Annotated in this window: 12 protein-coding genes and 1 tRNA gene; 9 read left to right on the top strand and 4 right to left on the bottom strand. The window is 33.9% G+C overall.

The annotated features are described in order from the left end of the window. Window positions 1-285: 285 nt before the first annotated feature. From HOO91_11615 to HOO91_11585, 7 genes are all read left to right on the top strand, one after another. Window positions 286-753 carry an isoprenylcysteine carboxylmethyltransferase family protein gene (locus HOO91_11615; GenBank protein ID NOU18192.1) on the top strand — a complete coding sequence of 156 codons (468 nt, stop codon included), beginning with the start codon at window positions 286-288 and terminating at the stop codon, window positions 751-753. 321 nt (window positions 754-1,074) lie between these two features. Beyond that, the gene (locus HOO91_11610; protein NOU18191.1) at window positions 1,075-2,286 is read left to right on the top strand and encodes a class I SAM-dependent methyltransferase; all 1,212 of its coding nucleotides are present in this window, start codon (window positions 1,075-1,077) and stop codon (window positions 2,284-2,286) included. A gap of 239 nt (window positions 2,287-2,525) precedes the next feature. After that, window positions 2,526-3,737 carry an ATP-binding protein gene (locus tag HOO91_11605; GenBank protein ID NOU18190.1) on the top strand — a complete coding sequence of 404 codons (1,212 nt, stop codon included), beginning with the start codon at window positions 2,526-2,528 and terminating at the stop codon, window positions 3,735-3,737. Continuing rightward, the gene (locus HOO91_11600) at window positions 3,715-4,410 is read left to right on the top strand and encodes an RloB domain-containing protein (GenBank protein NOU18189.1); all 696 of its coding nucleotides are present in this window, start codon (window positions 3,715-3,717) and stop codon (window positions 4,408-4,410) included. The genes HOO91_11605 and HOO91_11600 overlap by 23 nt, the downstream gene beginning before the upstream one ends. Before the next feature lie 322 nt (window positions 4,411-4,732). Beyond that, window positions 4,733-4,951 carry a helix-turn-helix transcriptional regulator gene (locus HOO91_11595; protein NOU18188.1) on the top strand — a complete coding sequence of 73 codons (219 nt, stop codon included), beginning with the start codon at window positions 4,733-4,735 and terminating at the stop codon, window positions 4,949-4,951. Then, window positions 4,948-5,277 carry a phosphatidylinositol kinase gene (locus tag HOO91_11590; protein ID NOU18187.1) on the top strand — a complete coding sequence of 110 codons (330 nt, stop codon included), beginning with the start codon at window positions 4,948-4,950 and terminating at the stop codon, window positions 5,275-5,277. Before HOO91_11595 ends, HOO91_11590 begins: the two co-directional genes overlap by 4 nt. Continuing rightward, a complete protein-coding gene (locus tag HOO91_11585; protein ID NOU18186.1) occupies window positions 5,274-6,260 on the top strand; it encodes a HipA domain-containing protein in 987 nt (328 codons plus the stop codon). Before HOO91_11590 ends, HOO91_11585 begins: the two co-directional genes overlap by 4 nt. Before the next feature lie 73 nt (window positions 6,261-6,333). Here HOO91_11585 and HOO91_11580 read toward each other — a convergent pair. The 4 genes from HOO91_11580 to HOO91_11565 form a co-directional block, all read right to left on the bottom strand. Beyond that, window positions 6,334-6,404 (bottom strand) — tRNA-Gln (locus HOO91_11580). A 245-nt stretch (window positions 6,405-6,649) separates the two neighbouring features. Then, a complete protein-coding gene (locus HOO91_11575; protein NOU18185.1) occupies window positions 6,650-8,221 on the bottom strand; it encodes a PspC domain-containing protein in 1,572 nt (523 codons plus the stop codon). A gap of 8 nt (window positions 8,222-8,229) precedes the next feature. Then, entirely contained in the window at window positions 8,230-8,559 is a 330-nt protein-coding gene (locus tag HOO91_11570; GenBank protein NOU18184.1) for a PadR family transcriptional regulator, read from the bottom strand. 24 nt (window positions 8,560-8,583) lie between these two features. Beyond that, on the bottom strand, window positions 8,584-9,144 hold the full coding sequence (locus HOO91_11565) for a PspC domain-containing protein (GenBank protein NOU18183.1): 561 nt from the start codon (window positions 9,142-9,144) through the stop codon (window positions 8,584-8,586). Between the two features lie 382 nt (window positions 9,145-9,526). On the opposite strand from HOO91_11565, the gene HOO91_11560 reads away from it, so the two are divergent. Then, window positions 9,527-10,075 carry a DUF2797 domain-containing protein gene (locus HOO91_11560; GenBank protein ID NOU18182.1) on the top strand — a complete coding sequence of 183 codons (549 nt, stop codon included), beginning with the start codon at window positions 9,527-9,529 and terminating at the stop codon, window positions 10,073-10,075. 51 nt (window positions 10,076-10,126) lie between these two features. Next, window positions 10,127-10,330: a DUF2797 domain-containing protein gene (locus tag HOO91_11555; GenBank protein ID NOU18181.1), complete on the top strand. Its 204-nt coding sequence runs from the start codon at window positions 10,127-10,129 to the stop codon at window positions 10,328-10,330. The last annotated feature ends 36 nt before the right edge of the window (window positions 10,331-10,366 follow it).

Here is a 10,366-nt window from a genome sequence, read left to right as displayed (position 1 = left end):
AAGCATAGCAATGCCCTATGAGTTAATGTAAACTATTAAAATCGCAATTTGCGATGGGGTAATTATGCCAAAAAGTTCTCAGATCAAAATAATACTTGTTTTTAAGTAAATATCAGTAGGAGAGTGGTATCCAAATTCCAAGCAAGTGCGAATGGCGAGGGAGAATTCAATACTATAGTCCATTCTGATAAAATGAGCATAAAAAAGTTCTCATTTGCACATTAGAATTGTGATACATTATCAATTGATCCGTAACTTTGAATTATAAATTTAAAATCTTTACAAATGAAACTATTCGGAACTGCAACAATCAACCCCGTAGTATTTTACATTGGAAAATTATCCTTTGTTGGGAATATCATTTTCCTATTTCTGAAGCGGTTTGTTCATGCTTATGAGTTTAGCAACATTGTGCTAATAATTAACCTTTTGCTAATATTTATTCCTGCACTAATAATATTTATTATTTCACTCTCCAATCTTGGAGAATCCTTAAGAGTAGGATTACCTGCTGAGGAAACAACGCTAAAAACTACTGGTTTATATCGATTTAGTCGTAACCCGATATATGTAAGCGTAATAATGGTGGGTATTGCCTCGTGTATTTATGTGCCACATTGGTTAAATATTGCGTTTTTGGTAATTGCTACCCTTATTCATCATATAATAATTCTCGGCGAGGAAAAATTCTTGCAAGGTAAATTCAAAGATCAATGGGTAGAGTATTGTAAAAATGTAAGAAGATATTTGTGATTACCATTTTCTTTGAAATAGATTTGATATTGAGATAATTGAACCTTGTATATAAAAAATAAAAAAAACCGAACGATATCGGTTTTTAGTTAAGAGTAGGGTCATCGCAAAAAAATTTGGAGATAAATCCATAGTTAATGCGCTATTATATAGGAATTTGATGATTTTAGATGACGTGCTTTAACCAGTATTATTGATAAAAAACAGCACATTGCTCGCAATGAGTAGCAATAATAATGATCTCAATGATAATTCAGGCAATTTAGGCCATATAAAAATTTATAAAACGTTACAAATCAAAGATTAAATTCCAATTTATTAATGAAACAATTTCAAGCAATTCCCCTCCAAACAATAGAGAAATCAGTTATTACAAATAATTTTCTCAAAAATTCTCGATCACTTGAAGGATTTATTGGTTTACTGCGCCATATAATTCCAATGTCATTACCTAGTCGTAAGTTATCCTTCTACAATATGTTTTTGGATTTTTTGAGGGTTGTATGTTTAAAAATAATTTCTAACAACCAGAAACAGTGGCAGGAACTAATGGCATCTGGTTCCGATTTTGCTCACCTACTTTTACAATTGGACATGGTTACTGTTACCAGAAACAAAGTAATCTTACTTCCAAAGTATTGCGAAGCAAACCAGTTTAGACCACTAAAGACACAGTTGCGCCACTACCAGTTTATATTACAACTAATCGCTTACTATAAGCATAACGATTCTCAAGTATCCATAGGTAGAGCATGGAAAAAGATGATTTGTGAAAAGAAGTTGGACTATGAGATCCGTTTATGCGAAACACTTATCAACCTTGAAAAACTTGAGGTGGGAAAAAAAATAAAAAACCCATTCAGCGAGAGTTACTACACGGGTTCTGGCGAAAACGCTTTCAACAATTATACAAAGCAGAAGTTTGTAAATCACGTTACGCTCATTGGTGAAACAACAGCTATAAAAAATGCGCTGGACATTGGATGTGGCTTTGGTAATTATATTGATGCTTTAGTAGTTAATAACCCTGCTATTTCTGTTACTGGAATTGAGTTAAACCCTGAGGTTGCTGCTGCAACTAATCAGAAGTTTAAAGATAATGAACGAGTTACAATTCACAATAATAGCATATTCGATTACCAATCAAACGATAAGTTTGATTTAATCCTCCTCAATTATGTATTGTTTTATTTTACACATGACGAAAAGGTGAGTCTCTTTAAGCACCTGAACAACATGTTATCAGACGGAGGGCGAATACTTGTATGCCAGTATTACTCAGGGATTGAGAATATAAAAGTATCCTTATCCTCAATTTTAGGGGACACAAGCATTTCAAAGAAAATAGAGATTTACTATGCAAATAAAATATCATACGCCAACACCCTTTGGAATGATACAGTTGATGTTTTTAAGGAGGCAGAACGATTTGATAAATTCTTCGATATTCTAAGCAACACAGGTTTTTCCATTTACCGCATTTGCCCTGCCGATAGGTTTTATTACTCGTTTTTTATTGAAATAGTGCGATAGGTATAATTTCTACAAATATTTTTTGGGGATCTGTTTTATACTTATTGCATTCATGTGGATCATCCTAAAAACAAATACCGTGATATATTTTAGAAATGTTCCAATTGGATTTTACAACAATTAATTTAGTTGCAGTGAATGATTAATTTGAGATTATTTCTCAAAAAAGAATATTGTGTTGATAAAATAATTATATTTGATGTATAATTTGAGGGTAAATCTCAAAAAACACCGAAATCATGTTGATCGAATTCAAAGTAGGTAATTATCTTTCATTTAAAGATAAAAAAACTCTTAGCCTTGAGGCTACAGCCATTAAAGAAAACCTAGAGAATGTAATTGAATCAGGCAATTATAAATTATTGAGAAGTGCAGTAATTTATGGTGCAAATTCGAGCGGAAAGAGCAATTTTCTTAAAGCGATGGATAGAATGAGATGGATACTAATGACCTCTGCCCAAAATAATTCTACTTCAGAGATAGATGTAGTGCCTTTTTTATTAAGTACAGAAACCGAAAATCAACCCTCACATTTTGAAATCCTAATCTTAATTAATGGCGTTCGCTATCGTTATGGATTTGAAGCTAGCAATAAGATTATTCATTCAGAATGGTTATATGAACGTAAAATAAGAAAAGAGAAACTTTTGTTTATTAGAGTTAATGATTCTATTGAAGTAACTAAAGATTTTGTAGAAGGAAGCGGTCTTGAAGAAAAGACTAGAGATAATGCACTTTTTCTATCTATTGTTGATCAATTCAATGGTACAATTTCAAAAAAAATAATGAATTGGTTTAATCAACAAAGCAACCTTTCTGGATTACTACATGAAAAAGGAAAACCTTTAACACTAGGGTTTCTAAAAGATGTTGACTTGACTATTTGGATAAAAGATTTTTTATCTCCTTTGGGATTAGGAATTCAAGATTTTGTGTTAAAAGACAGTAGAATTTTAACAATCCATAATAAGTTTGATAAAAGCGGAAATGTAATTGATAAACATGAATTCGATTTGTTAAAACAAGAATCGGCAGGTACGAATAAATTGTATGATATGGCTGGCCATTTAACATATGGGTTGAAATTAGGCGCACTTACTGTAATTGATGAACTTGATGCTAAATTACATCCTTTGCTTACAATGGCTATTGTAAAATTGTTTAATTCTCCAATTCATAACAATCGAAATGCGCAATTAGTTTTTGCAACTCATGACACGAATCTTTTGAATTTTGGTTGTTTCAGAAGAGATCAAATTTATTTTACGGAGAAGAATAGATTTGAAGCAACAGACTTATATTCTCTTGTAGAATATATTGAACCAAATGGTAACAAAGTGCGCAATGATCGTTCATTTGAAAAGGATTATATTGCGGGACGCTATGGTGCTATTCCTTTCATTGGTGATTTTACTAAATTAATTTCAAATGGCGAGAGTAGCAAAGATTGATAATGTTATAAAAAAACGTTTTGAAAGAGAGGAGAAAAAACGTAGTGTTGAGATTCGTACTAAACTAGTTTACTTTCTTATTGTTTGTGAAGGTGAAAAGACGGAACCTAACTATTTTAAGGCATTGGAAGATAAATTACCAAGAGGAACGGTTGAGTTAAAAGTTGATGGTATTGGGCGAAATACTATTGGATTAGTTGACTATGCAATTAGACAACGTGATATTTCGTGTAGAAAATATGACCGAGTTTGGGTTGTGTTTGATAAAGATGATTTTCCTGATGATAATTTTAATGGAGCAATAATAAAGGCACATGCAAATAGTGTCAATTGCGCTTGGACAAATGAGGCGTTTGAATTATGGTTTTTGCTGCATTTTCAATTTGTAAATACAGGGTTAAAAAGAGCAGACTATAAAGCATATCTTGAGAGAGAAATTAGAAAGAAATCGGGTTTTGTTAAATATAAATATTTGAAAAACGACTTCTGCACTTTTTCTTTTTTAGAAAATTATGGAAATCAAGAGCAAGCAATAGAATGGGCAAAACAGTTAAAACAAAAATATACAGACCAACGCTATTCAACCCATAATCCTTGTACTAGGGTGCATGAATTGATTGAAGAATTATTAAATCCACAGGATGTATTAAATGGATTAGAATCTGAAAAGTAGTGTGATTTAAATATTACTTTTTTAATTCGTTGTATCAAGCATCATTTCAGGTGATTATTATTAGTCTATTTCCCTCTGGTTTTTACCTAAATCGCAACTAAGCATTGAGTTTTTTAGATTTTACATGTTGGTTGTTGATGTAGTTTCGAATTTCTCCGTGTTTTTTAGTTTGGATGTGTTCCTCCAAATAGTGCATTATACTGCACTTTCAAATTATTATTAAGCATCCACAACAATAAACGCACCGAAAAGTGCTATAAATTGCACTTTGTGTTGCAATTAATTAAATTAATTGTATTTTTGCATAAAAAAGAGCAAGATAATGCACTTTAAGGAGCTGATAAATACCATAAAAAATAGAAGAGAAGCGCTTCAAGTAACTCAGGAAACTTTGGCTGAACTATCTGGTGTTGGCTTAAGAACATTAAAGCAGTTCGAAAGTGGAAAGGGGAATCCTACGCTTGGAAATCTACAGAAATTAGCCGATGCCTTAGGGCTAGAGGTGTGTTTAAAGGTTAAGGATTTATCTCATAACAAATGAGAAGAGCCAAAATATTTTATAAAGATGAGGAGGCAGGTGTGTTAACGCAGCATGATGATGGCTCGTTCACATTCCAATATAACACAGGATGGATTGAAAACGGAAGCAAACCCAGCATCAGCCTTACACTGCCTAAAAGCCAACAAGAGTATCATTCAAAATTCCTGTTCCCTTTTTTTTACAATATGCTACCCGAAGGCTCTAATAAACTGGTAGTGTGTAAGTATAATAGAATCGACCAAAATGATTATTTTGGATTATTAATTACTACTGCAAAAAATGATAGTATTGGTGCTGTTCGGGTTGTTAGCATAGAAAACACATGAGTTTACCTAAGATAAAATATTGCCCCGGCACATTGGCTGAAGGCTTTGATACCTATAGCAAAACCTGTTTGAACAGAGTATTTCAAGGTAAAAAGGTAAATCATATATTGCCTTATGATTCACCAGCAAGCAATCCTGAAACAGATGAACTTTTTGACGACAACCGAAAGCGAATGTCCATTTCGGGAGTGCAGGAAAAATTTTCCGTATTGCTCGAAAAAAACAAGTTACGACTTGTCAATGAGGGAGAGCGTGGCACCTATATTTTAAAACCAATCCCAAGCATAGGTAAAAAGCCTGATCAAATGCCTGCTAACGAGCACTTAACTATGCAAATTGCCCGACAGGTTTATGGAATAGAAACCGCTGAAAATGCACTGATTTTCTTTAAAAATGGCTCACTGGCATATATTACAAAGCGATTTGATGTAAAAGAGGATGGAACTAAACTTGGACAGGATGATTTTGCATCGTTGGCAGGAAGAACACCACAGACTCATGGAGACCATTATAAATATTTAGGAAACTATCTGGATCTATTTAAATTAATGGAGGTTCATTTACCTGCCTATAAATTGGAATCGCCCAAACTTTTGAAACTGCTTGTATTTAATTATCTATTTTCAAATGGGGATGCTCATTTTAAAAACTTTTCGTTGTTAGAAACGCCAATGGGCGATTATAGGTTAAGCCCTGCTTACGATCTGCTTAATAGTCGTATTCATATTGATGATAAAGATTTTGCGCTTAATGATGGTCTGTTACCAAGAAATTTAGCTCAAGGGAAAATTAGCGAGCAATTTGCCATCCTTGCAGAGAATACAGGAATAAATGAAAAAACGGTTAATAGTATTTTGTCATTGATGCTATCAAAATCTGATTTGGTTGAAAAAATGGTAGCCGCCTCTTTCCTAAATGAGAGTACGAAAAAAAATTATTGGCAATCCTATCAAGGTCGATTAAAACATTTGATGAAAAGATGAATCATAAATAAACTCTCTAAAAACAACAAACCCTCTTTAAACATTGTTTAAAGAGGGTTTGTGCATTTTTCTGTTGACCTACCAGGACTCGAACCTAGGCTAACAGAACCAAAATCTGCTGTGCTACCACTACACCATAGGTCAATCATATATCGCCCAAAAAAGGCAGGGCAAAAGTAATATAATTTTGCCTTGTTCCAAATAATTGACAATAAAAAAACACCCAATACGAAAAGTTTTATTCCTCAACGCCTTTGTTCTACTGATATGCCAGATTAACAGAAAAGTTTTATGGTGAATATATTCGCCATATTGTTGAATGAAAAATCCCCCTTGAATTAAGGGGGACTCTCGCTTTTGTAAAAATTCAAATCTAACCAATCAATATTCTATTCTTCAAGTTCTTTCAATATGTTTTCTTTCATTGACCATTTCTTATCCATAATCTCATCGGGCCAGTACTTATATGCTGGCTGTCTAAGATTCATAATGCTTTCAGTCGAGTTATCAATATATATTTTATAATCCTCTGGTATTTGTAATGTGATTGATAGTTCTTGCAACTTCCATTTCTCTCCAGCGGGAACTGTGAAATATGAATCAAAGGTTAGTACGGAATCCTTTAGGGAGTAATTATAGGCTATCTTTTTTGCATTCATCTCAGCAACAAGGTTGTTAGCTCCTCTTGCTTTCCTAGTAAACGTAATTACTGGGAATTCTTTATCGCACTTTGCGATTGTTAAGCTTGGCCGTCCTTTAATTATTGTTTGACCGTTTGTCTTTTCAATCGAATAGTCCTCAAAAATGAATGACCGATTGTGATAGGTGTATAAACTATCTCCAATTTCGTTCGCCTTAATTATTAAGGTTTCTCCTTTTTGAAGTTTTGGCGAAAGGTTAACCGTTTCGATTACGTTTTTTCGAATTGTAAAGCTCTTTGCCTGATAGAATATGGTCATAGCTAGAATTGCAATAGAGATAATCCAAATTCCAGCTGCAACTATACCAACAATACCATCGCGAGCTTTAAATCGGAAAAGAATTCTAATTCCAAGGTAAAGGATTGCGAAAATAGGAATAGCAATAACTAAGAAAATAGGAATTGTAATCCAAATACTTGAGCTAAACTCAAACATCGATGTTATAACCTCATCAAGTGGAATTCCATGTATTTCGGGGAAGGCGCTGCTAAGTAGTACCCCTCCAAAGAATACTATATTGAGTACAACAAAGAGTAAAATTAGCATTGTAACAATTAAAACAACGGCAATAATTATGGCAATTGCTTTTACAATAACAAGAAGAACTTGGATGAACCAGTATACCAGTCGTCCAATGAAGTACACCAGTTTTTCAATGAAACTTGCTACCCCTTTCTTTTTTAGGCTTTCGTTTACCTGAGAATATTCCTCACGAATTGTTTTTTCAATAGATGCAACATTAATTGGTTCACCCTTCATCTCAAGTTTTTGTTTTGGAGAATTTGCCCTTGGTACGGCAATCCATAGAATTATGTATAGTAGTAGGCCGAATCCTTGAAGAATTGTTAACGCAATAAATATTATTCTCATTACGATTGGATCCGTTCCAAAATACTCACCTAACCCAGAGCAAACACCCGCAACGTAGGAATGATCGGAATCGCGATATAATCTTTTTTGAGTACGAGTGCTATAATTTGCTTGACTTGAATCGTTTGGGTCATTGGCAATCTCTTCTGGTTTTCCAAGAATTCCAATAATCTCCTGAATAACTTCAATAGAAATAGCCTCTGCATTACCTTTCTTTTCGGTTAATAGTTCACCGATTCTTTCTTCAATATCCCTAATTATCTCTTGACTATCCTTATCGTTGCTTAGTTTTTGTTTAAGCGAATTGATATAATTTTCGAGCAGGATATAGGCATCCTCTTCAATATCATATGTAAAACCTCCAAGGCTTACTTTGGTTGTTTTCTTCATGGCAGTATTTAATGAATTGTTCTAATTGCGTTTACAGTTTCTACCAGTTCATTCCACCCAGAATCAAGATCGGTAAGATAGGTGTGACCTTTTTCGGTAAGAGTATAGTATTTCCTTGGTGGCCCCTGTGGCGATTCTTCCCAGCGATAGCTTAGGAGACCCGCATTTTTTTGTCTGGTGAGCATTGGGTAAAGAGTCCCTTCTACAACTATCATTCTGGCCTCTTTTAACTTGTTAATCAAATCGGTTGTATATGCGTCACCACGGGAGAGGATAGAAAGTATGCATAGTTCAAGCACACCTTTCCTCATTTGGGCTTTTGAATTATCTAAATCCATAGCGTTATTGTATTAAAGTTGTTACTATTTATTAAATGATTTGCCAATATTATCGGCAGTAACGGGTTCGCCTCTCATTTCAAGCTTCTGGGTGTTGGTAAGGGCAGGCGGGATCACAATCCAGAGGATAATGTAGATGATGAGACCTGGAAATACACCAAATACAGTTAAAAGAATAATAATAATTCTTAGTAGCAAGGGCTCAACCCTCCAGTAATGGCCCATACCGGCGCAAACGCCACCAATAATCTTGTCGTCAGTATCGCGGTACAACCGGCGATACGATCTGTAATCATTTTGATAATCATTTTTCATATTTTCTTCTCCTTCAATTTCACCAGGCTCGCCCATAATTTTGATAATTCTGTTAATATCATTAATGTCGACAGCCTGATTTTGTGTTTTAATAGTTTCTCTTAAATGTTCTGCAATTCTCGATTCAATATCTGATATAATTTCTTGTTTCCCCTCTTCTTTCGAAAAGTGAAATTCAAGTCTTTTTAGGTAACCGTTTAGCACATTGTACGCATCCTCTTCGAGAGTAAAGATGCTTCCGCTAAGACTTACCGTTGTCGTTTTCTTCATATTCTATAAAATTAATTACTCGGTTTGTACAGGTATTATGATAGTGCAAATATAACACATAAATATATACTATGCAATACATGGTAGTAAAATATTTTAATCAGATCGTGATAAAAAGCACTAATTAGCTGATAAATAGATGTATAAAAATTTAAAAAAATTATCTAAAAGATCATATTTGAGGAATTTGAATAAAAATCAGTTACTTTAACGTGAGTTCGTTTAAGTATGATATTTTGATTTTAAGCATAGTTATAGATTGTTGTTTTGTCATGCTGAAAGAAGTGAAGCATCTGTTCTTTAGATAATTAGATCCTTCGCTTCGCTCAGGATGACATCTTACATCGAACTGACATTACTTTAGATATCAAAAAAGAGAGATATGGTAACAGGAATGCTCCGGAAAATGACAATTCAAAATAAAGGAACTGAAACCTCAATAATAGCTGATTATTGCCTTAAACTTGATGGAGGGGAACTGCCTTTGAATAGTTTTATTGGAAATCATCTTTACATCCGATTCCTTGGAAATATCTATTGTGTAAAGTGTGGACGGAAAACATCAAAATCTTTTGGACAGGGGTTTTGCTACCCTTGTTTTATCAGTGCTCCTGAAACAGAGGATTGTGTTCTAAGACCGGAATTATGCAGAGCTCATGAGGGTGTTGCTCGTGATATTGAATATGCTAATCAACATTGTCTTATCGATCAATTTGTTTATTTGGCATGGTCAGGAGGATTGAAGGTTGGTATAACAAGGCATCATCAAATTCCCACCCGATGGCTCGATCAAGGGGCAACTAAGTCGATAATTGTTTGTAGAACACCTAATCGGTTTAGAGCAGGCGAAGTTGAGGTGGAGTTAAAGAAAATTTTTGCAGATAAAACAAATTGGCAGGCAATGCTAAAAGGGGTTAGGAATGATGATTAACTTGTAAGCGAAAAGGCAAAAGCTCTTGAATTTATCGAAGGGAAAGAGTTTATGTTTAGGATTGAGGAAGATATCGAATATGACATTGAATATCCTGTGATTAACTATCCAACAAAGGTAAAATCGATGAGTTTTGATAAGAATGCTATAATACAAGGAAAACTTGTTGGAATTAAGGGTCAATACTTGATATTCGATGAGGGAAATGTAATAAATATTAGAAATTATAGTGGTTATCAAGTAGAGATAAACTAAAAGCCCTGTTATCGAATAGCAAGGCTTTTAGTTAAC

The organism is Bacteroidales bacterium (assembly GCA_013141385.1).
Taxonomy (GTDB): Bacteria; Bacteroidota; Bacteroidia; order Bacteroidales; family Tenuifilaceae; genus UBA8529.
Note: the sequence above shows the minus strand (reverse complement) of the source record. Positions and strands in the feature narration are given on the sequence as shown.